The organism is Deltaproteobacteria bacterium HGW-Deltaproteobacteria-18 (assembly GCA_002841885.1).
Classification (GTDB): domain Bacteria; phylum Desulfobacterota; class Desulfovibrionia; order Desulfovibrionales; family Desulfomicrobiaceae; genus Desulfomicrobium.
The window spans coordinates 323,323-345,087 of sequence record PHBE01000002.1; the positions used below are offsets into that span (position 1 = coordinate 323,323).

A 21,765-nucleotide genomic window follows, 5' to 3' on the forward strand; every position below is an offset into this window, starting at 1 on the left:
ATATCGCCCATGAACTTGGCGTCCACTCGAGCACCATCGGCCAAAGCGTCGCGAACCGGAATCGCAACATGAACCACCTGGGCAAGGAATACGGCGTGACAGCCCGCAACACGGCCACGGGCAAATCCTCCAAGGAGTCGGTCTCCAGCTCCGGCAAGAGCAACAACGGCGGCGGCAAGGGCAATACCGACAGTAGCAGCAACGCCGGCGGTAATGGCAAGGGCGGCGGAAACGGCGGCGGAAACGGCGGCGGGAACGGCGGCGGAAACGGCGGCAGTAAGAAGTAGCCCCTCTGAGTCTTCGTTGATCATCACTTCAGGGATCGGACAAGTTGTCCGGTCCCTGTGTTTTTTGGGTGAGTCTTCCCCCGCACGCTATGCGGGACAGTCCATTATGTAGCGGTCCAGCTGCAGAGCGAGAGCGGGAGCTTCCTGTTCGAGCAGATTCCGGGCTTCCGCCGTGAGCACGGCGATGCGGCAGACCCCATCCGCTTCCATGTGTTCCGTGGCGGTGCAGGAGCCGAAAGCCGCCTTGGGAGCGACAACAGCCCCGGCATCGTAGTGCGCAAGACGGGAATTCCTGTCCGTAGACCTGGAAGTTGCGGAACCCCACATGATCAGATGCATGCCTTCATACGCAGCTCCCTGCGCAACGATGACATCGCCTTCTGCGTAGGAGCGTTTCGTGAGCCACGGAGCCAGCTGTTCCATCAGCGCTTCAAAAACGCTCTGCCTGTCCAGATGGGCCATCATGTCATCCACGGTCTGATCGAAAAGGCTTTCTTTTGCCGACGCCTGAGTTTCCAGCATCCGCTCGAATTTTTCCAGGATCATGTCTTCGCAGAGCTCAAGTCCCTGATCGAGGTCTGCCGTGAAGCGAATCCCCTCCAGGACCGCCGGGGCGAGGGCTCGCGACAGCGTATCCCTGAAACGATTGGACGAGTTTGAAATCACGATGGGGATCGTTGCGCTGTGCGCAGACTGAATGACGCGCTGCAGAGCATTGACGGAAGATACGTCAAACCCCGAAACGCCGGAAAAATCCAGGAGCATGCACCAGGGCCGGGGAGAAACGCTCAGTCCGGCCTTGAGTTCCTCGCTCAGGCGAGCGGCGGAGCCAAAGAACAGATAGCCGCTCAGCTGGTATCCCTGAAGCCTGTTCCCGTTCGTCTGCAGGATGGTCCGACTCGGGATTGAGCGGTTTTTGCGACTGTGCCGCACGGTGCCGTTGAACCTTTCCCTGATCACATCGATCCTGCTGAAGCGGATGATGAAAAGCACCGTGGTAATCAGCAGCCCGACTCCGACTCCCTTCAGGAATCCCAGAAGACAGATGGAAAGAAAAATGCTGCCCAGCACAAGATAGTCGGACAGGGGAAGTTTGCGGTATGTGCTGTAGAGCCAGCTATCCATGATGTCGATGCCAAGGAAGACAAGCAGGCCGCCGAGTACAGGCAGGGGGAAGAATTCCAGTGCCGCGCCACCGGCAAAGAGAACCGCGGCGACAACGGCCGAGGCCACAAGTCCTGCCAGACGGGTGTAGGCACCCGTCATCCGGCAGAGGAGGGAAAGCGAAAGCGCGTGGGCTCCGGGGGAACTGCCGCCCAGTGAGCTGGCAATGTTTGCCAGACCGGCGTTGCGAAACTCCTTGTTGAAATCAACGTCAACGCCTCCCCCAAGGTCGATGCCGCTCACGTTCAGCAGGAGCCCGATCAGGGTGACCAGAAAAACCGCCCCCATGACAGGCAACTGGTCGAGCACGACATCCCAGCGCACCATTTTGAGTTCGGCCGGGCTGAAGGCGGGCCAGAGGCCAGTGGCCGGCACGCCGGAAAGAAGAATGCCGGAGGAACGGGCTTCGGCCAGCGTCATCCCGGCGATCTGGAATGCAACATAATAGGCCGCAGTCACGACAAGCAGCGATGCAGGAAGGATGAGAAAATGCGGCCAGCGCTTCAGGGCAACCCAAAGAAGGATGGCATACAGGGCGCCTGGCCCCCACTTCAGAAGCGGTGATGCATCCAGCAGGCTCTTCATCGTGTCGAAATTGACGTCCATACCGCTCATGACCGAGACGCCCCCCAAGGTGAGAAGCCATCCGCCGCCTGCCAGAAAGCCGCCTACAACAGGATAGGGCATAAAGCGGAACAGGTTGGTCAGTCTGAAATGACCGATGGCTGTAAGCGCCAGGCCAGTGGCGAGAGTCGCCGAACCGATGGAGGCGACCATGGTCATGAACGTTGCTTCCGGGGACGCCATTCCCATGGCGGCGACTACGGCAGGGCCCATTCCCGCGAGGACAGCCACCGGAGCATCCTGAGGCAAACAGATGATGGAACGGAAGGAACTGGTCAGGGCGAGGAGGATACCCATGACGACCGCGCCGAAAAGCAGCAGCCCCGAAGCTCGCGTCGCAAGCGGTGCAAGCGAGCCCGAGAAGATCATGGCGCTCAGGGAAACCTCGATGACGACAATGAGAACGCCAATGACACAACCGAGAGCCAGTGCAGGGACGACTTTCTGCGACAACAGGTCGTCCGTAAGTTCCGTGAGTAGTGATTTCATGCTCATCTCCTCCAAGAAACATATGTCATGACAGGGCGTTAACGCAATGTGTAATCGGCCGGTCCCGAAAAACGCATATCCTTCCAAAACGCTGATCAAGCCGCGATAGCGACTTGTCTGACGCCCTTCGTCAATCAGTCCCGTCAATGGGAGATACCGATTCGCCGCAAGGGCAATTCTCCTCTGGCAAAAGACAACCAAGCTCGTTAAGGACTGCATATATCCAACCGTATCAGGAAGATGCAATGTCCCCGAACGCCGCCCTCTTTACCTACCCTTTCGTATCCCTGTGCCTGGTGGCCCTGTTCGGGTTCGGCAATATCGCCGTTTTCTACGGCCTCTATCCCTATCTCATTTCCATGGGCATCTCGCCCTTCTGGGCCGGTTGGATTCTCGCCCTGGAGCCCCTGGCCGCCTTCGTGCTGCGTCCATTCATCAGCCCCGGCCTCGGGCCGGGCAACGCCCTGCCGGTCATGCGCGCAAGCCTGGTCATGATCGCTCTGGCCCTGCTTGGCTACGCCTGGGCCACGAGTCTTCCCGCGCTCATCTGCCTGCGCGTCTTTCACGGCGCGGCCTTCGTGAGCCTGGTCTCGGCCACCACCGCGCTGCTCGTGCACTTCATCCCGCCGTCAAGAAGCGGCCAGGGCTTCGGTCTCTTTTCCCTGACTACCATGCTGCCCTTCGCCGTCATGCCTCCGCTCATGGAATACCTGCTGCGGGTCGTCCCCGACGCCGGGCACGCCTACGCCTGGGTCTCCCTCATGACCCTGCCGGCCCTGGCCCTGCTGGCGCCCCTCGGACCCCATGCGAGGCAGGCGCATGAAAATGAGAGGCAAAGTTCTTCGAGACGGCCATCGACGGGGCTCGCCGACATCCGCTCGGCTCTGGAAAACCCCGGAGTGGCCCTCGTCCTGGGCGCGGGCCTGCTGACATTTCTCGGCTCCACCCTGCTCTTCTTCTTCATGAAGGACTTCGGGGCGAGCATCGGACTGGCCAACGCGGGCCTCTTTTTCACCGTGTCCACGGGGGCCACCATCGCCGTGCGCCTGTTCGGCAGTTCCCGTTTCGACAGGCTGGACAAGCGCCGGACCCTCATGCTCACCTTCCTCGCCCTGGCGGGGTGCTACGCGTCCTACTCCCTGGTCGCATCGCCCCTGCCCTTCCTGCTCGCGGCCGCCCTTTTCGGCGCCTGCATGGGCGTGGCCATGCCCCTTCTGCAATCAACCCTCTTTCACCTGGCCGACCCGTCCAAGCGCGGCCTGACCGCCAACCTCATGCTCTCCACCATGGACGCAGGCTATGTCCTGGGCCCCTGGCTCGGCGGCATGATGCTCGGCATGGGCCTGTCACACGCGGCCCTGTTCCGGCTCTCGGCGCTGCTGGCGCTTGGCGCCTGGCTGCTGATCCGCCAAAGCGGACAACCGTCCCCGGCCACCTTCAACCCTTCCCACGGGAGAACCCCATGACCCGCACCCGAAAGGAAAACCTGGAGAGCCTGCGCGCCAACCCCGGAACCATCGAACCCGGCCAGAGCGTCACGGTCGGCCCCTTCCGGCCCGAAGACGCCGAAGGCGTGGCCAGGCTCTATTTCGCCATCTACGGAGAAAACTTCCCCCTGGACTATGTCTACGACCCCGAGCAGATCGCGGCCGCCAACGCCGGGCCGGACCTCCACCAGTTCGTGGCCCGCACGCCGGCAGGGGACGTGGTCGGTCTGACGGCCCTCTTCCGGGTGGCGCCGAACCCGGGCATCATGGAGTCCGGCGGGCTCATGATCCTGCCGGCCTATCGCGGGGGCACCCTGGCCATGCGCATGACCAAAGCCTCCCTGGCCACCCTGCCGGAGGAACTGGGCCTCAACGCCATTTTCGGTCAAAGCGTGTGCGACCACCTCATCACCCAGAAGCTGGCCCGTCATTTCTCCTTTCCCCCCTATGCCCTGGAGATGGAAGCCATGCCCCCCAGGCCCGAAGGCAGCACCGACGGCGTCGGGGGAAGAATCTCCCTGCTGAGCGAACTGCGCGTCTATCGCGATGTGCCCCACGCGGTGCACCTGCCCGAACGGTTTGCCGGCTTTCTCAAGGACCTGTACGCCAAATACGGTCTGGAGAGATCCTTCGGGACGCCCCAACCCTCCAGCGGGCGAACCCGCTCCAGCGTGACGACCATGGACGGTGCCTCCCTGGCCAAGCTCCTGGTCGACGAGCCGGGCGCGGACCTCGGCGAGACCATCGACGCCTTCGAGGACGGGCTTCCCGAACGACACGCCTACCAGCTGCAACTGCCTCTGGCCCATCCGGGGCTGCCCGCAGCTGCGGAAACGGCCCGTGAGCACGGCTACTTCTTTGGTGGTCTCCTGCCTTTGTGGACCGGCACCGACGTGCTGCTGCTGCAAAAGCTCACCTCCGACCCCGACTTCTCGCTTCCGCTGCTGCTGACCGACGAGGCCAGGGAGCTCATGGAGCACATCCGCTCGGACTGGGCCGGACTGCCCGGCCGGTGAGAGGAAAATACCGGGCGTCGGTCTCGCGTGTTGACACAAAGCGCCTTTCTTTCGCACTGTTTGGCACTTTTTCAGCCCAAGGATGTGTCCATGCCTCATGAACCTTACGATATCGGCCCCGCCCGCCCCCGCCTGGACGCCCTGGCCAAGGCGTGCGGAACGGAGCCATTCAGCGCCGACAGCTACCTGCCCGGCCTGCTCTGGGCCGGGGCCAGGCGTTGCGGCGTGCCCCACGGCATCCTTCGCGGCGTCGACGCAGCCGCGGCCAGGAGCCTGCCCGGCGTGCACGCCGTCCTGACCCGCGATGACGTGCCGGGATCGAACCGGCAGGGCATCGTGCACAAGGACATGCCCGTGCTGTGCGGGACGAAGGTCCGCCATTGCGGGGATCCCGTGGCCCTTGTGGTGGCGGAATCGCGCGACGTACTGCGAGAGGCGCTGTCCCTCATCCGAGTGGACATCGAGCCCCTGCCGACCCTGGCCGACATCGACGCGGCCCTGGCCCCGGACGCCCCGCTCGTCCACGAGGCGCACGGATCAAACATCCTGCTGGCCGCAGAGATTCGCAAGGGGGACGCCGAAGAGGCCCTGGCGCAGTGCGATGTGATCCTCGAGGAAACCTTCTTCACCCCCTCCCAGGCCCATGCGTTCCTGGAGACCGAGAACGGCCTGGCCCGTCTGGACGATGACGGCGTCCTGCACCTGACCGTCTCCACACAGGCCCCTTTCCGCGACCGCTTCGAGATCGGGCACGCCCTGGGGCTGGCGCCCTGGAAGATCCGCGTCCACAGCCCGTTCCTCGGCGGCGGGTTCGGCGGCAAGGACGGGGCCACGGTGCAGTGCCTCCTGGCTCTTGCCGCCCTGCGCCTCCCAGGGCGGACCATCAAGATGTGGTGGGACAGGGAGGAGAGTTTTTTGGCCGGCTACAAGCGCCACGCGGCCCGGATGCACTACCGGCTGGGCGCCATGAACGACGGCACGCTCAAAAGCGTGGTCTGCCGCCTGTGGTACGACAGCGGGGCCTACGCCCACCTGGGCGGCGAGATCATGGAACTGGGCATGGAGCACGCCGCAGGGCCCTACCGCGTGGCTCACATGGATTGCCGGGGCCTGTGCGTCTACACCAACAACCCCGTGGGCGGGGCCTTCCGGGGCTTCGGCGTGGCCCAGGTCAGCCTGGCCTTCGAGGGCATGATGGACCGTCTGGCCGCCCGGCTCGGCCGTGACCCGCTGGACCTGCGCCGCCAGAACGCCCTGCGCCGCGGGGACCGCAACTGCGCGGGCGTCACCCTGACCTCCTCCGTGGGCCTTGACGAGTGCCTGCGCACGGTCCGGGACCACGAGTTCTGGACCACGCGCCACGAATGGAAAAAGGCAGCTCCTCCGTTCACCCGCCGCGGCGTCGGCGTGGCCGCCGTCTTCAACGGCATGGGCTACGGCCGGGGTCTGGCCGACAACGCCATCGCCAAGATCGAGCTGACCCCGGACGGTCGCTTCGTCATCTACAGCGGCGTCCCTGACATGGGTCAGGGCAACGCCTCCACCTTCGCCCAGATCGCAGGCGAAATGCTCTGCCAGGACGCCGCACGTCTCGAAGTCATCCAGCCGGACACGGAGCGCGCCCACCCGTCGGGCTCGGCCTCGGCCGGCCGGACCACCTACACCTTCGGCCAGGCGCTGATCAAGGCCTGCGAGCTCATGACCGCCAAGCTCGTCCGCCGCGCGGCCCTGGCCCTCATGATCGACGAGCCCGGCGGCTTCACCCTGGTGCCCGGGGCGGTCAGGCACCTGCCCACGGGCAAGGAGCTGCCCCTGGCCGCCATGGGCGCCATGCTGCCCCGTGACGACCGCGTCTGCGTGGCCGAATACCTCATGCCCGTCTCCCGCGAGGTGCCGGACACGGGCAAGGATTTCCCCATCGGCTTCCCGCACCTGATCTTCCCCTTCGCGGCGCACCTGGTGCGCGTCGAGGTCGACGAACTGACCGGCCTGGTGCGGGTCTGCGACTATCTCGCGGCCACCGACGGCGGCCGCGTCCTCAACCCGCTGAACTTCCACCAGCAGATCGAGGGAGCCGTGGCCCAGGGGCTCGGCTTCGCCCTGATGGAGGGCTTCGGGACCGAAAACGCGCGCATCACGACCCCCGACCTGTCGACCTACCTCATCCCCACCAGCCTGGACCTCCCGGACACGCGGTCCGTGGCCGTGGAGACGCTGGAGCACAGCGGCCCCTTCGGCATGAAGGGCGTGGGCGAGGTGGGCCTGAACGGGCCGTTGCCGGCCGTGGCCTCGGCCCTGTCCGACGCGCTGGGCGCGCGCATCGACCGCGCTCCGGTCACGCCGGCCATGATTCTTAAACTTCTGGCCTCACGCGGAGCGCAGGCATGATCATCCGTTTTTGCATCAACGGCCGGGACACGGAACTCGACGTGCGCGGCGACGAGCGCGCCGTGGACATCCTGCGCGAAAGGCTGGGGCTGACCGGCACCAAGGAAGGCTGCGGTACCGGCGAATGCGGCGCGTGCGCCATCCTGGTCGACGGGCGGGCCCGCCTGTCGTGCCTCACGCTGGCTGCCCAGCTTGACGGCCGGAACCTGACCACCATCGAGGGGCTCGGCAGCCCCGAGGCTCCCCACCCCCTGCAGCAATCCTTCGCCGAGCGCGGTGCCGTGCAGTGCGGATTCTGCACGCCGGGCATGGTCGTGACCGCCGCGGATCTCCTGGCCCGCGACCCGCACCCCGGCCGCGAGGCCATACGCGAAGCCCTGTCCGGCAACCTCTGCCGCTGCACGGGCTACTCCCGCATCCTCGATGCGGTGCACAAGGTGGACGAACGATGAGCGCATATCTGCCCGGAACCCTGGCCGATCTCTGGAACCTTCTCGAAGAGGCGGACACGGCCGTCATGGCGGGGGGAACGGACTTCCTCGTGCGGCGCAGGGCCGGGAAGTGCGCAGGGCGGATCTGCTGTCTGGAGCGCATCCCCGAACTGCGAGGGCTGGAAGCGGAGAACGGAGTCCTGGAGATCGGCGCGGCCACGACCCTGACCGACCTGCTGGAATCCAGGGCCGTCGCCGCCCGCCTGCCAATGCTCCACCAGGCCATCCGCCAGCTGGGCTCGCCCCTGGTGCGCAACCAGGCCACCCTTGGCGGGAACATCTGCACGGCCTCCCCCGCCGGGGACACCCTGCCCGCCCTGTACACCCTCGGGGCGCAGGCGGTGCTCATGTCGCGGGACGCGGAGCGGGTCCTGGACGTGGCGGAGTTCATCACCGGCCCCGGCCGGACCGTCCTCGAACCCGGCGAGATCCTGGCACGCGTGCGCATCCCTCTGCCGGACCCGGGCGCCATGCAGCATTTCGAAAAGGTCGGCAGGCGCCGGGCCCTGGCCATCAGCGTGGCCAGCCTGACCGCCGTGCTGCGTCTGGACGGGGACGCCGTCCGGGACATCCGCTTGGCCTTCGGCAGCGTGGGCCCCACGGTGCTGCGCTGCGCCGAGGCCGAGGCCTGGCTGACGGGCCGCGCCCTGACCGCCGACAACCTGCGCCACGCGGCCGGCCTCGTGCGCTCGGCCGTGCGGCCCATCGACGACGTGCGGGCCACGGCGGACTACCGCCGGCAGGTGGCAGGCAACCTGATCCTGCGGCTGGAGGCGTACCGGCCATGAAAGCCTGGACCCTGGTGCGGCTCGAGCTTCTGGCGACGGCCACCTGCTGGAATCCCTGTCCTCGCACGCGGGTGCCACAGCACGCGACCCGATCACGACCGTGTCCGCATCCGTCACGAACTGAACCGCAGGCGCGAAGCAGTCCGGCGACATCGCCATGCTCGCGGTACGGTATCTCGGAGCCGCAACGCAGTGACTTCCATCCCAAGGAGAACCCATGAATATTGAAACCCGGATCGTCGAAACCAAAGCCCTGCTGACCTGCACCGGACGAATGGACGCCGTCTCGGCACCCCGCTTCGAGGCCGCCTGCATGGAGTTGCTCGCACAGGGACACGCGAGCCTCGTCGTGGACCTGGGCGGCCTCGAGTACATCAGTTCCGCCGGACTGCGCAGCATTCTGTCCTCCGTCAAAAAGCTCAAGGCCTCCGGCGGAGGCCTCGCCTTCTGCGGCCTGTCCTGCATGGTGGACGAGGTTTTCAGGGTTTCGGGCTTCCTGAAGCTGTTCCGGATTCACGCTTCGGCAGCCGAAGCGCTCGAGGGCTGATGGCCGGCGAATACACCTACCGCCGGAGCGCCGACATGAACGAATTCAGGGCCTGCTTCGCCCTGCCCAAGGAAGAACAAACATGACCGACCAACGGACCATAACCCTGCGCCTGCACGCGGACCCGGCCTGGATTCCCATGGTCCAGGGCCTGGCCGAACAGTGCGGCACGGTTTTCGGCCTGGATCATGGCAAGGCCCTGCGCGTGACCATGGCCGTGGAAGAAATCCTGGCCTACCTTGCCGAACTGACGCCGCAGGCTCCCCTGGAGCTGAACCTGACGCCCGGCGCCAGCCATGTCGACACGACATTTTCCTTTGCGGCCAGAGATGCCGACCTGTGGGCCATGAACATCACCGCCTGCGGAGCCGACTGCGCCAAGGAGAACCTGCAGGCCATGGGCCTGCTTCTGGCCGCGCGCATGAGCGACGGCCTGGATGTGCGCCGTGACGGCGCGAACGTGACCCTGCGCCTGCGCCAGGACCGCTCCTATCCAGACCTGGAGGCGCGCAAAGCCGAACGCTTCGCGCCCCGGGGAGAAGTGCTGTTCCAGCCTGCCCTCGACCCGAGCCGTATCAAGGAGGCCTGCGCCCTGGCAGCGGCTCTCTACCCCGAAGGCATCGTTCCGCGGGCGTTCAGGACCCCTGGCAAGGTGGTCGACCAGATTCTGGGAGGGGAACTTTCCGGGTCCCTCGCACTGGACCAGGGTGGAAATGTGTGCGGCTTCATGACCTGGGACTCGCCCTCCGCCACCAGCGTGTCCTTCTGCGGGCCGTATGTCTTCACCTTTGAAAGGGCTGCCGTAGCGCACGGGCTGACGGAGCATCTCGTCGGCGCCGTGGCCCGGACTCCCGTCTCTGCCATACTGAGCCAGCTGCCCACGAAAGACCTGCCCCGGGAGGATGTCGAGCTGCTGGGAACCCTGCCCCTGTTCGCGGCCGACGGCACGCCCAGCCCCATGCCGATCTGGTATCGGGGCATGCGCGAGGACAACGGCTTGGCGGTCTGGACCCATCCGGAACTGGAAGGCTTTCTGCGCACGGCGTACGAGCAACTCTTCCTCATGCGCGACATCCACCTCGTCTCGCACCAGGGCGAGCAGGTGGCCGGGCGCTCGGTCTTCGCCACGTCCATCCAGCCCGAGGCCAGCCAGGCGCTGCTCATCCCCATGCTCGCCGGGGCCGACGCCTCCGCCACCGTGCGCGGGCACGTCCAGCTGCTCACAGGCGAAGGGTACCGCAACATCCTGGTCCACCTCGACCTGGCCCACGGCTGGCAGGCGGCTCTGGCCCCGGCCCTGCTGGAGAACGGCTTCCAACCCCGCGTCCTGCTCCCCCATGCGGGACAGGCGGACGTGATGGTGCTGCAGCATGCTGGATCTTGAACGACTGGTACCGGCCCACGTCCGGAGCTTCGAGGTCTATACGCCGAGCAAACCCGACCAGGAGCTGATGCGCCTCTTCCGGGTCGACCGCCTGCACCGGCTCAACAACAACGAGAACCCCCTGGGCCCGCCGCCCGAGGCCGCCCGCATCGTCCAGGGGTTCCCTCCCCGTCTGACGCCCATCTACCCCAGCGGCGATGCCTACGCCCTGCGCCAGATCCTGGCCGCGCGCTTCGCCAAGTCGCCGGACCAGTTTCTGGTCGGCAACGGCTCGTGCGAGGTCATTTCCAGCGTCATCAAGGCATTTTGCGCCGAGGGAGACAACATCGTCACGGCCGACAGGACCTTTGCCGTGTACGAGTGGGTGGCCGAGTTTTCGGGCATAGAGGCCAGGCTCATCCCCCTCAGGGATTTCGGGTTCGACCCCGACGCCATGCTCGCCGCCCGCGACGATCGCACCAAGATCCTCTTCGTCTGCAACCCCAACAACCCCACGGGCACATGGTGGGACACGGCCACCCTGCGCCGTTTCCTGGACGCCGTGGACGGCCGGCAGATCGTCGTCCTGGACGAGGCGTACTACGAATTCGTGGAGCAGGCAGGCTTCCCGGACGGCATGAAACTGCTGGAGCGCTACCCCAACCTGGTGGTCTTCCGCACCTTCTCAAAGATGTACGCCCTGGCGGCGCTGCGCATCGGCTACCTGTGCAGCTCCCCGGCAGTGGTCGACATCATCCGCCGCACCCACGTGGTCTATTCGGTCAACGCCCTCGCCCAGCAGGCCGCAGCCGCGGCCATGGAAAACGACGCCCCCTTCATCGCCACCACCCGCGCCATGGTCGCTGCGGGCAAGAAAAAAGTCCTGGCCCTGTGCGGGGAGCTGGACCTGACCTGTCAGTGCGGCGAGGGGAACTTCGTCATGATCCGCGTTCCTGCCTCCGACACCCTGCTTTACCGCAAGCTCATGGCCAAGGGGGTCATGATCCGCACCATGACGGGCTTTCGCTTCCCGGGCTGGATCAGGGTCAGCATGGCTCAGGAAGACGTGATGGAGGAGTTCTGCGCGGCCCTGCGCGACGTGCTTCGCGCCTGAGAGAACAGATGCCGGGTCGACAGGGACGCGAAAGGACCTGAAGCGGCTCGGCATCCGGCATCCCTTGCCCACAGCCTGCGGATCAATTTGAATCTCCATCCTGCACACCATTCTGCCGCAGCGGGATCGCACCTCAACCTCCAAACCGCCTCACCACAGTGCTCAACAATACCCTGTGCCCTTCGCGCCGGATCGGAAGTCCGAAATGAATTTTTTTGGGCATTTTCCTGCTTGACCCCGTCAGCCGTCCCACGCCATGTTAACCTTTGAGCGTGGAAAGCTGGCCCTGCCCATCTTTCTGCAACCTGGGCATGCGCCGTCGGCGACACCGATTTCACCAGCCTCACGGAGTTCTCACAGACCATGCTGTCCCTCTTCATTCTCCTCTTCATCGTACTTGCCGCCTTGGTCCTTTTCATCGGCGGCTGGGTGCCTGCGGATCTGGTCGGGATCATGGTTCTCGCCGCCCTGGCCCTGACCGGTCTGGTCTCGCCGGAGGAGGCCGTGGCCGGGTTCAGCAGCCCGGCTGTCATAACAGTGCTGGCCATGTTCATTCTTTCGGCCGGTCTGAGCCGCACAGGCGTGGCCTACCGCATCGGTCAGCCACTGCAGCTCTTCGCACGCAAGGGTGAAGCCCTGCTGATCGTAGTCCTTATGGCTGCGGCCGCCCTCCTTTCGGCCCTCATCAACACCACCAGCGTGGCCGTCATCCTGCTGCCCGCGACCATGGACCTGGCCCGCCGCAGCGGCCTGCCGCCTGCGCGCCTGCTCATGCCCATGGCGCTCGGCTGCCTGCTCGGCGGACCCTTCACGGGCATCTCCACGCCACCCAACATTCTGGCCACAGGGGCCCTGCGCTCCGCCGGGCTGACGCCCTTCAAGATTTTCGATTTCACCCCCATCACCGGGGCCTTGGTCCTGGCCGGCATCGCTTTCATGGTCATTGTGGGCAAACGACTACTGCCCAAGGGTGCCGCATCCGGGACCGATAAAAACGGCATCGAATCCGCCTACGAGATCGGATCGCACATCTTCACCATCGAAGTCCCGTCAACGTCGACTTTGGTGGGGCGCAGCCTGACCGAAAGCCGCCTGGGCTCGGCCCTCTATTTGACGGTGGTCGGTCTGCAACGCGCCGGTGAACTGATTCTCTCCCCCCGGGCACAGGAAACGCTGCATGCCGGAGACATCATCATCGTCCACGGTCAGTCGGACCAGGTCAGCCAGTTTCACGGCAGCAGGCATCTGCAGGTCGAACAGCCCGGGCCCGAAACCGCCGAGATCACGGGGCGCCTGGGCACGGCCTCGGTCCGCATCGGCAAGGGATCTCCGCTCATCGGGCGCAGCCTGGCCGAAAGCGGGCTGCGACGGGATCATCACGTGCATGTGCTGGCCCTGGGCTCCCCCGCAGGCGAATGCCTGCGTGAAGTCCGCCGCCACCGTTTCGAGGAGGGGGACGGCCTCGTGCTCCAGGGCGAACAAAAGGCCCTTGAAGACCTGACGGAGACGAACCTTGTCGAACTTGCGGAGCCGCTGACGAAGGGACCGGCCGATGCGTCGGTCTGCGAACTGCTCAGCCTCTGCTCCGTCCGGGTGCCGGAAGGGTCGGTACTGGCCGGGCGCAACCTGGTGGAAAGCCGCCTGGGCAACGCATTCGGCCTGACGGTGGTGGGTCTGGTGCGAGAAGGGAGCGTGACCTGCCTGCCCGCCCCGGAAGAAACGGTCCAGCCCGGCGACCTGCTCGTGGTCCAGGGTTTGGCGCGGGACATTGATGTCTTTGAAGGCCTGCAGGATCTGGAAATTTCCGACCAGTCCTCGCAACTGGCGGCTGAACTGGAATCCCAGCAGATCGGCATGGCCGAGGTGCTGCTCTCGCCCCGCACGACCCTGGCCGGAAAGACCCTGAACGATCTGCTCTTCCGCGACCATTACGGGCTGAGCGTTCTGGCCGTGCTGCGCAAGGGACGGGCGTGCCGCTCGGGCCTGCAGGACATGCCCCTGCAGTTCGGCGATGCGCTGCTGGTTTACGGCCCGCGCCAGAGCCTGGAGGCAGTGGCCCGTGACGAAGACTTCCTCGTCCTGGACCAGGAAGCGGCACAGGCGCCACGCCTGCACAAGGCCCCCCTGGCCGCCCTGATCATGGCGACCGTGCTCCTGAGCGCCATCCTGGGCTTCGTACCCATCTCCATCGCGGCCCTGACCGGAGTGGCGGCCATGGTCGTCGGCGGTTGCCTGACCATGGAGGAGGCCTACCATTCCATTGAATGGAAAGTGATTTTCCTCATCGCAGGCATGCTTCCGCTCGGCATGGCCATCGAGAATACCGGGGCGGCCCAGATGGGGGCGGCGGCGCTCATCGGCATGGTCGGCGACCTGGGCCCGCGCTGGGTCGTGGCGACGCTCTTCGCGGTGACGGTGCTCGGCACGCAGGTCATCCCCACGGCGGCTCTGGTGGTGCTCATGGCGCCGGTGGCCCTCGGCGCAGCCTCATCACTGGGCATTTCACCGCAGCTGCTGATGATGACCGTGGCCATGGCCGCGTCGGCAAGCTTCGCGAGCCCCCTTTCGCACCCGGCCCACCTGCTGGTGATGGGACCCGGCGGATACAGGTTCATGGACTACGTAAAGATCGGGACACCGCTGACCCTCGTGGTCATGGCCGTGTCGGTCTGGCTGCTGCCCATCCTGTGGCCGGCGTGAAGCCGCCCGGCACAAACGGCCAGGCCGCTCCCTGTTTCGCCACGATTTAGTCTTCCGGATCTCTCAGGACCGGACGGCCTGCTTGCGCAAAGCCGCTTAAACCTCACGCCGGGCTCAAGAATAATAATGGTGTACGTCCAATGATCGCAGGAAGGCGCTCACGCTTACTGCATCACCACCCAGCCGTCGGGACCCTTCACGAAACGCACAGTCGTCATTTCCTTGGAGCGCCCGGCAATGGGGACGGTCATGTCAACTTCGACATCGCAAACAAAACCGGGAGCGTCCTTTGCCTCCGTGCAGCCGATCTTCTTGACGGCATGAAGCTGCGTTTTCCCCAGCGAGTCCGTAAGCGCCTTGCCCGCACCGCCGAACAGCTTTCCGGCCTCGTCGAGGCTTTGGGCGGTCTTGGCCATATCCTTCTCAAAGGCAGACCGGATGTCGGCCTCGGACGGCTCGCCGGAGCAGCCCACAGCAACCAATGACACTGCAAGCAGGATTCCCGTCAGCATGATTTTCATTTCTTCCCTCCGTTACAACTAGTTTCATCCCTTGAACATCTTGAGGTCGAATATGGCTTTAAACGGGAAGGTTGTCCAACCTCCGCCGCCTCACACAGAGGCCACCAAGGGTGATCATCCCCGATTCGCGTTCAATCGGAGCGCGCACGCAGCTCGCCGCCGTGACATTCTCCCCAAGAATCGTTGACTTCCAGGCCGCCCTATGCTCAAGGTTCCGCTCCCGGGCGCGCCTGCTTGGGGCGGACCACGCAGCATGCCGTTATTGAAAATCGGAACATGCGCAAGATCCGGCTGGTTTTCAAGGGTGCGCCAGAAGACAGAGTTCCCGACGACTCAAGGCTCCGGCCACGCAAGGCCTGAGCCTTTTTCGTTGTGCACCGCATTGACATCACGGGGACTGGTTACTAAGTTTGCAACTTTCCCTGTCCACCGGACCGGCCCATTGGGCTTTTCGGCTGGATGGCACAATGACCCGGTTGCCCTACGGAGCTCCATGCATCCCTCGAATCTGATTTCCCGCATCGAATCCACGGCCCCGCTGCATCTGGCAGCGTCCTGGGACAAATGCGGCGTACAGGTCGCCTCAGCCGCCACCGAGGTCGGGACCTTGTGCGTGGCCCTGGACCCCAGTGTCGAGACAGTGCGTCAGGCGGTGGAGCACGGAGCGGATTTTCTGCTCTGTCACCACCCGCTGAGCCTTGCGCCCAAACTGCCGAGCCGCCTTGATGACTACCACGAGGTGCTGAGACTGAGCCTCAGGAATTCCATGTGGCTTTACAGCGCGCACACCTCCCTGGACGCCAATCCGCATGGGCCGGTCAACTGGTTGGGACGCGCCATCGAGATGCAGGACATGCGCATTCTCGAGGTGACCCGCCGCGAAACGCCGAGCCTCCTGCGCCTTGCCGATCCGGCCATGCAGGAACGTGTCCGGGATTTTGCGGGCTCCTCCACCGGCCGGGGCGCACAAATGGAGGAATACCTCCTCTGGCCGGAAGAAAGCGCCGCTTTCAAGGCCAAGCTGGAAACTGGGACGCCCTGGCAGGAATTGGCCCTTGCCGCGCCGATCCGCGAATACGGTTTCGGATGCATCGGAACGTTGCCCAAAACCCTGGGCTGGGATGAATTTTCAGCGCGTCTGACCGCCCTCGGACTGCCGCTGTCGCGCATGGCGGGTCAGGTTCCGGGAACCGTCACCCGGGTAGCCTATTGCCCCGGATCCGGAGCGGACCTTGGACCGGCCGCCTTCGCCAAAGGCGCGGACGTCTACCTGACCGGAGATGTCAAATATCATCAGGCCCAAGCCGTGCAGGACATCGGCCTGACCATAGACGTCGGTCATTTTTGCCTTGAAGAGACCATGATGCGCACCTGGAGCCAGAACCTGGACCGCGAACTCTCACCCGAGGGAGTCAAAGTGGTCTTTCTGCCGGGGCGCAATCCCTTTGCCTGAATCTTCCCGGGAAGAACCCCGGAAAATTGATACGCTTTTGAGGAGGATGCTACCTTGAGTATTTATATGGAACAGATCGAGCAGCTGGTCGTGCTGCAGAAAGTGGATTCGGAGATGATCACCCTGGAGCGCATCCTCGAAGAGGCGCCCAAGCAGCTGCGTAGCCTGCAGGAAAAGCAGGCCTATCTCAAACAGCAGCAGGACGTGATCCAGGAAAAGGTCGACGTGCTGATGGAGCAGAAGAGCCGCCTTGAGGGTGAGATCGAGAGCGACACCCAGAAGGTCAAGAAGAGCAAGAACAAGCTCATGATGGTCGAGAACACCAAGGAATATCACGCCATGATGCGTGAGATGGACACCATGGAGAAGATGAACCGCTCCCGCGAGGAAGAGCGTGCCAATCTTCTTGCGGACCTTTCCGACCTCGATGGTCGCAAGGAGGCCCTGCAGGGTGACATCGACAGCCTGGGAGAGACCATCACCGCCCAGCAGTCCACTCTGGACCAGGAACTGGCCGAAAAGCGCGCCCGTATCGCAATCCTCGAAAAGGAAAAGAATAAGGCTTCCGAGGCTGTTCCCACGCCCATCCTGACCCGCTACAATTTCATCCGCGACCGCATCCCGAATCCCGTCATCGTGCCGGTCAGCGAAGGCGTGTGTCTGGGCTGTCATGTCGTCATCCCGCCCCAGGCCTTCATCGACCTGCAGAAAGGGGAGCAGATTTTAAGCTGCCCCAACTGCTTGCGCATCATTTTCTGGGAGCGTCATTTCTCGGGTAATGATTGATTTTTTGCGGAGCCGGACAGGCTGTCGCTGCCGGCCGCAAGGCCGGGAGAGGAAAGTCCGGACACCACAGGGCAGGATGCTGGATAACGTCCAGCGGGGGTGACCCCGGGACAGTGCCACAGAAACAAACCGCCCGGGCTTTATGTCCGGGTAAGGGTGAAAAGGTGGGGTAAGAGCCCACCAGTTGTCGCGGTGACGTGGCAAGCTAGGTAAACCCCATCCGGTGCAAGACCAAATAGGAAGGTGACCGGCCCGGTCACGACCCTTCGGGTAGGTTGCTGGAGACGGCGGGCAACCGCCGCCCTAGAGGAATGACAGCCGCCCGGCAACGGGCACAGAATCCGGCTTATCGTCCGGCTCCGTATTTTTACAATGACACACTCACTTTGGACCATAATCCTGGCTGCGGGCCAGGGTTCGCGTCTGGCCTCCTCCACGGGCGGCACACGCAAACAGTTTCTGCACCATGAGGGACACCCCCTCTATTGGCGCAGCGTTCTGACCATGTCCGCGATCCCTGAACTTGCGGGCGTGGTCCTCGTTTTTCCGCCCCAGGAACTGGAGCAGCGCTCCGCCGAACTGGAAAACCTCAAGAACATCGCGGACCCCGGGGTCCGCATCCTGATCACCGCCGGCGGCGACAGACGCCAGGATTCCGTGCGCCTGGGTCTGGCCGCATTGCCTCGGGATTGCAGCCGGGTACTTGTACACGACAGCGCGCGCCCCTTTTTCTCGCCCGCCCTGGTGCAGACTCTCCTGTGCGGATTGACCGACGAAATCCGTGGAGTCATCCCCGCCATTCCTGTCACGGACACGATCAAGCAGGTCGAAAGCGACCTTGTCCTGGCCACGCTTCCGCGCGAATCCTTGCGCGCGGTCCAGACGCCGCAGCTCTTTCCGGCCAGTCTGCTGCGGCAGGTTCATGAGCAGGCTCTGGAAGAAGACTGGGCCGTCACGGACGACGCCAGCATGATCGAACGCGCGGGATACCGCGTCCGGATCGTGCCCGGCGAAACCGCCAACCTGAAGATCACAACCCCGGAGGACCTGCGCGTGCTTGCCACTCCCGCTCCCCTGCCTGTGCCCTGCACCGGCTTCGGCTACGACGTGCACGCCTATGGCGGCAACCGGCCCATGGTGCTGGGCGGCATGCCCATCGCCGGAGCCCCTTTCGTCAAGGCCCACTCCGATGGCGACGTGCTCCTGCACGCCCTCTGTGACGCCATCCTCGGCTGCCTGGGCCTTGGGGATATCGGCGAACATTTTCCGGACAGCGACGATCGCTTCGAGAACATCTCCTCCGGCATCCTGCTCTCGGAGGTCATGGACAAGGCGCGCTCCCTGGGGCTTTGCATCACCCATGTCGACCTGACCGTCATCGCCCAGATCCCCCGTCTGGCTCCGCACAAGGAAGCCATCCGCAGCAACGTGGCGCGGATGCTTGAGCTTTGCGACCAGCAGGTCAACGTCAAGGCGACCACGGAAGAGCACCTGGGTTTCACCGGCCGCAAGGAAGGAATCAAGGCTGTGGCCGTGGTGACTGCGACAAGGAAGCAGGCATGAGCAATTTCAAGACCGGCGGGCCCTTTGTCACCCGCTTCGCTCCCAGTCCCACGGGGGGGCTGCATCTTGGCAACGTGCGCACGGCCATCCTCAATCACCTGCTGGCGAAGCAAAGCGGCGGAAAATTTCTGTTGCGCCTCGAGGACACGGATCAGGAGCGCTCCTCCTTTGCCGCTGAAGCCGCCATCCTGTGGTCCATGTCCTGGCTCGGGCTTGTGCCCGATGAACCTGTGCGCCACCAGAGCCTGCGCCTCGATCTCTACCGGAGCGCCGTGGACGCCCTGGTGGCCGAAGACCGGGCCTACCCCTGCTTCTGCACCGATGCCGAACTGGAGCAGGACCGCAAGGAAGCCGCAGCCAAAAATCTCCCTCCCCGCTACAGCGGCCGTTGCGCCCGCATGTCACGCGAGGAGCGCGCCGACAGACTGGACCGGGGCGACGCCCACGCCATGCGCTTTTGCCTGCCTGAAAAGCCGGAGGTCAGCTTCAAAGACCTCATCAAGGGCCAGATCTGCCTTCCGGCGGGCGCCTTTGGCGACTTCGTGCTGCTGCGCTCGAACGGCTGGCCAAGCTACAACCTGGCCGTGGTCGTCGACGACGCGGACATGGGCGTCAATCTGGTGCTGCGCGGCGAGGATCATCTGACCAACACGGCCCGCCAGCTCCTGCTCTACGATGCCCTGCGGCTCACCGCCCCGGCTTTCGCCCATCACGGCCTGCTCATGGACACGGACGGCAAGAAGCTCTCCAAGCGCAGCGGCGCTCTAAGCATCCCCGAGTGCATGGAAATGGGCCTTGAACCCCAGGCCGTGGTCCAGTATCTGGCGTCCCTGTCCGGAGCTCTGCCGACCAAGAATCTTTTCACGTCACTTGACGAGATGGCCCAGGCCTTCAACCCCTTCGCACTGGGCCGGGGCAACGCGATCATGAGCTTCGATGAACTGAAGGCTCTCAGCGCGCGAGTGTTCCGGACGGCGGATCCTGCAGATCAGGTCCGTCACGTCGATGAATCCTTGCCTGCCGATAACGCGTGGCACGAGTTCGACCCGCAAGTACGCTTGCATCTGCTTGAAAGCCTGCGCGAAAACGCTGCCAACCTGCATGAACTGTGCGCCCTGCTGCCTCTGGTCACGGAAAAAGAGACCCGCTTCACCCCGGGGGCCCTGACCGAGCTGGCCGCGAACCTGCCGGTGCTGGCCGCGCTTGATCAGGTCATGTCCGCGCACGCTCCGGACGCACGTCTGGAAAAGGATGCTGCCAGCGCCGTGTTGCGCCGCACAAGCGAAGAAGCCAAAGTCAAAGGCCGCCAGCTCTACCATCCCATACGGCTGGCCCTGACCGGCGGCGAAAACGGCCCGGAGCTTGCCACTCTGCTCACGCTCTTGCCGGCAGGCCTGATCAGGGAGCGCACCCAAACCGTGCTGAACATATTTTCCCATTGCAACCACAAGGAATGAGCATGCAGATCTACAATAGCCTTACCAGAAAAAAAGAGGAATTCGTCCCGCTCAAACCCGGCCATGTGTCCATGTATGTCTGCGGCATCACCGCCTATGACTACTGTCACATCGGACACGCACGCTCGGCCGTGGTCTTCGACGTTCTGGTCCGCTACCTGCGCTACATCGGCATGCAGGTCACCTTTGTGCGCAACTTCACCGATGTGGACGACAAGATCATCAATCGCGCCAACCGCGAGGACACGGATTTCGAGACCATCGCCAACACATACATCGATGCCTTCTACACCGACATGGACCGCCTCGGCATCCTGCGGGCCGACATCGAACCCAAGGCCACCGAGCACATAACGGAGATGATCAAGCTCTGTGAAAATCTCATCGCCAAAGGGCACGCTTACTCGACACCGAGCGGCGACGTCTATTTCCGGGTTCGCTCCTACGGCGATTACGGCAAGCTTTCCGGCCGGAACATCGAGGATCTGATGTCCGGAGCGCGCATCGAGCCTGGCGAGAAAAAAGAGGATCCTCTTGATTTCGCCCTGTGGAAGGGCGCCAAACCCGGCGAACCGTCCTGGCCCAGCCCCTGGGGACCGGGACGTCCGGGCTGGCATATCGAGTGCTCGGCCATGAGCGAGCGCTATCTGCCCCTGCCGTTTGATATCCACGGCGGCGGACAGGACCTGGCCTTCCCGCACCACGAAAACGAACGCGCCCAGACCGAGGCCGCCACGGACAAGCAGTTCGTGCGCTACTGGGTGCACAACGGGTTCGTACAGATCAATTCTGAGAAAATGTCGAAATCTCTCAATAATTTCGTGACCATCCGCGACATTCTGGCCAACTACCTGCCCGAGGTGCTGCGCTTCTTCCTCATCACCAAGCATTACCGCAGCCCCCTGGACTACACCGCCGACGCGCTCGAGGAATCCGAGCGCGCCCTGAAGCGGATCTATCTGACCAAGGCCGCCGCCGAAGCGCACGTAGCCGGCACCAAGTGGACCGCCACGCCTCTTCCGGCAGAAGTCGTGATCGAGGCCACCGCTCTGGAAGCCAAGTGGGACGAGTCCATGGCTGATGACATGAACACGGCCGCGGCCCTGGGGCATATCTTCGTGCTGATGAAGATCGTCAACCGCATCCTGGAAGACAAGGCCCTCAAGAAATCCGAAGAAGGCCGTGACATGATCCGGCATGCCCTCAAGCTGTTCGAACGCTGGGGCGAGGTGCTCGGCCTTTTCCTCATGCCGAGCAACGATTTCCTGACCCAACTCAAGCAAAGCCGGGTGCTGCGCAAGAAAATTGACACCGACCTGGTCCAGGCCAAGTTGCAGGAACGCAAGGAAGCGCGTGCGGCCAAGGATTTTGCCCGCTCCGACGCCATCCGCGACGAACTACTCACGCTGGGAGTGACCATTCAGGACACGGCCCAGGGCGTTGAGTGGGATGTGGAATGCGCTGAAAAATAAGGCTCTGACTCCCGCTTGCCTTTAAGCCGGACACGTAAAACGACGAAAGGCCGCG

16 protein-coding genes, 1 other RNA gene and 1 pseudogene are annotated in these 21,765 nt (G+C 64.1%); 16 read left to right on the plus strand and 2 right to left on the minus strand.

Annotation, left to right across the window (positions count from 1 at the left end):
• Positions 1–200: 200 nt before the first annotated feature.
• Positions 201–287, plus strand: a pseudogene (locus CVU60_02900) (plastocyanin).
• A gap of 87 nt (positions 288–374) precedes the next feature.
• Here CVU60_02900 and CVU60_02905 read toward each other — a convergent pair.
• Complete coding sequence (locus tag CVU60_02905; protein ID PKN43320.1) at positions 375–2,564, minus strand: SulP family inorganic anion transporter; 2,190 nt, start codon at positions 2,562–2,564, stop codon at positions 375–377.
• Positions 2,565–2,710: 146 nt separating this feature from the next.
• On the opposite strand from CVU60_02905, the gene CVU60_02910 reads away from it, so the two are divergent.
• The 9 genes from CVU60_02910 to CVU60_02950 all read left to right on the plus strand — a co-directional run bounded on the left by CVU60_02910 (position 2,711) and on the right by CVU60_02950 (position 14,458).
• On the plus strand, positions 2,711–4,030 hold the full coding sequence (locus CVU60_02910; GenBank protein ID PKN43321.1) for an MFS transporter: 1,320 nt from the start codon (positions 2,711–2,713) through the stop codon (positions 4,028–4,030).
• The gene (locus CVU60_02915; GenBank protein ID PKN43322.1) at positions 4,027–5,067 is read left to right on the plus strand and encodes a hypothetical protein; all 1,041 of its coding nucleotides are present in this window, start codon (positions 4,027–4,029) and stop codon (positions 5,065–5,067) included. Before CVU60_02910 ends, CVU60_02915 begins: the two co-directional genes overlap by 4 nt.
• A gap of 90 nt (positions 5,068–5,157) precedes the next feature.
• Entirely contained in the window at positions 5,158–7,455 is a 2,298-nt protein-coding gene (locus tag CVU60_02920; GenBank protein ID PKN43323.1) for a carbon monoxide dehydrogenase, read from the plus strand.
• Positions 7,452–7,907, plus strand: coding sequence for a ferredoxin (locus CVU60_02925; GenBank protein ID PKN43324.1), 456 nt, complete (start codon positions 7,452–7,454; stop codon positions 7,905–7,907). The genes CVU60_02920 and CVU60_02925 overlap by 4 nt, the downstream gene beginning before the upstream one ends.
• On the plus strand, positions 7,904–8,734 hold the full coding sequence (locus CVU60_02930) for a molybdopterin dehydrogenase (GenBank protein ID PKN43325.1): 831 nt from the start codon (positions 7,904–7,906) through the stop codon (positions 8,732–8,734). The genes CVU60_02925 and CVU60_02930 overlap by 4 nt, the downstream gene beginning before the upstream one ends.
• A 217-nt stretch (positions 8,735–8,951) precedes the next feature.
• Entirely contained in the window at positions 8,952–9,281 is a 330-nt protein-coding gene (locus tag CVU60_02935) for an anti-sigma factor antagonist (GenBank protein ID PKN43326.1), read from the plus strand.
• A gap of 82 nt (positions 9,282–9,363) precedes the next feature.
• The gene (locus CVU60_02940; protein ID PKN43327.1) at positions 9,364–10,665 is read left to right on the plus strand and encodes a hypothetical protein; all 1,302 of its coding nucleotides are present in this window, start codon (positions 9,364–9,366) and stop codon (positions 10,663–10,665) included.
• Positions 10,652–11,758: a histidinol-phosphate transaminase gene (gene hisC, locus CVU60_02945; GenBank protein PKN43328.1), complete on the plus strand. Its 1,107-nt coding sequence runs from the start codon at positions 10,652–10,654 to the stop codon at positions 11,756–11,758. The genes CVU60_02940 and hisC overlap by 14 nt, the downstream gene beginning before the upstream one ends.
• A gap of 363 nt (positions 11,759–12,121) precedes the next feature.
• The gene (locus CVU60_02950; protein ID PKN43329.1) at positions 12,122–14,458 is read left to right on the plus strand and encodes an SLC13 family permease; all 2,337 of its coding nucleotides are present in this window, start codon (positions 12,122–12,124) and stop codon (positions 14,456–14,458) included.
• Positions 14,459–14,622: 164 nt separating this feature from the next.
• Here CVU60_02950 and CVU60_02955 read toward each other — a convergent pair whose 3' ends face one another.
• Positions 14,623–14,979 carry a hypothetical protein gene (locus CVU60_02955; GenBank protein ID PKN43330.1) on the minus strand — a complete coding sequence of 119 codons (357 nt, stop codon included), beginning with the start codon at positions 14,977–14,979 and terminating at the stop codon, positions 14,623–14,625.
• A 202-nt stretch (positions 14,980–15,181) separates the two neighbouring features.
• On the opposite strand from CVU60_02955, the gene CVU60_02960 reads away from it, so the two are divergent.
• The 6 genes from CVU60_02960 (at position 15,182) to CVU60_02985 (ending at position 21,710) form a co-directional block, all read left to right on the plus strand.
• Entirely contained in the window at positions 15,182–16,432 is a 1,251-nt protein-coding gene (locus tag CVU60_02960; GenBank protein PKN43331.1) for a hypothetical protein, read from the plus strand.
• Positions 16,433–16,486: 54 nt separating this feature from the next.
• Complete coding sequence (locus CVU60_02965; GenBank protein PKN43332.1) at positions 16,487–17,218, plus strand: hypothetical protein; 732 nt, start codon at positions 16,487–16,489, stop codon at positions 17,216–17,218.
• A gap of 8 nt (positions 17,219–17,226) precedes the next feature.
• Positions 17,227–17,583: RNase P RNA component class A (gene rnpB, locus CVU60_02970), an RNA gene on the plus strand.
• 7 nt (positions 17,584–17,590) lie between these two features.
• Positions 17,591–18,781 carry a bifunctional 2-C-methyl-D-erythritol 4-phosphate cytidylyltransferase/2-C-methyl-D-erythritol 2,4-cyclodiphosphate synthase gene (locus tag CVU60_02975; GenBank protein ID PKN43333.1) on the plus strand — a complete coding sequence of 397 codons (1,191 nt, stop codon included), beginning with the start codon at positions 17,591–17,593 and terminating at the stop codon, positions 18,779–18,781.
• The gene (locus CVU60_02980; GenBank protein PKN43334.1) at positions 18,778–20,238 is read left to right on the plus strand and encodes a glutamate--tRNA ligase; all 1,461 of its coding nucleotides are present in this window, start codon (positions 18,778–18,780) and stop codon (positions 20,236–20,238) included. The genes CVU60_02975 and CVU60_02980 overlap by 4 nt, the downstream gene beginning before the upstream one ends.
• A 2-nt stretch (positions 20,239–20,240) precedes the next feature.
• A complete protein-coding gene (locus CVU60_02985) occupies positions 20,241–21,710 on the plus strand; it encodes a cysteine--tRNA ligase (protein ID PKN43335.1) in 1,470 nt (489 codons plus the stop codon).
• Positions 21,711–21,765 lie beyond the last annotated feature (55 nt).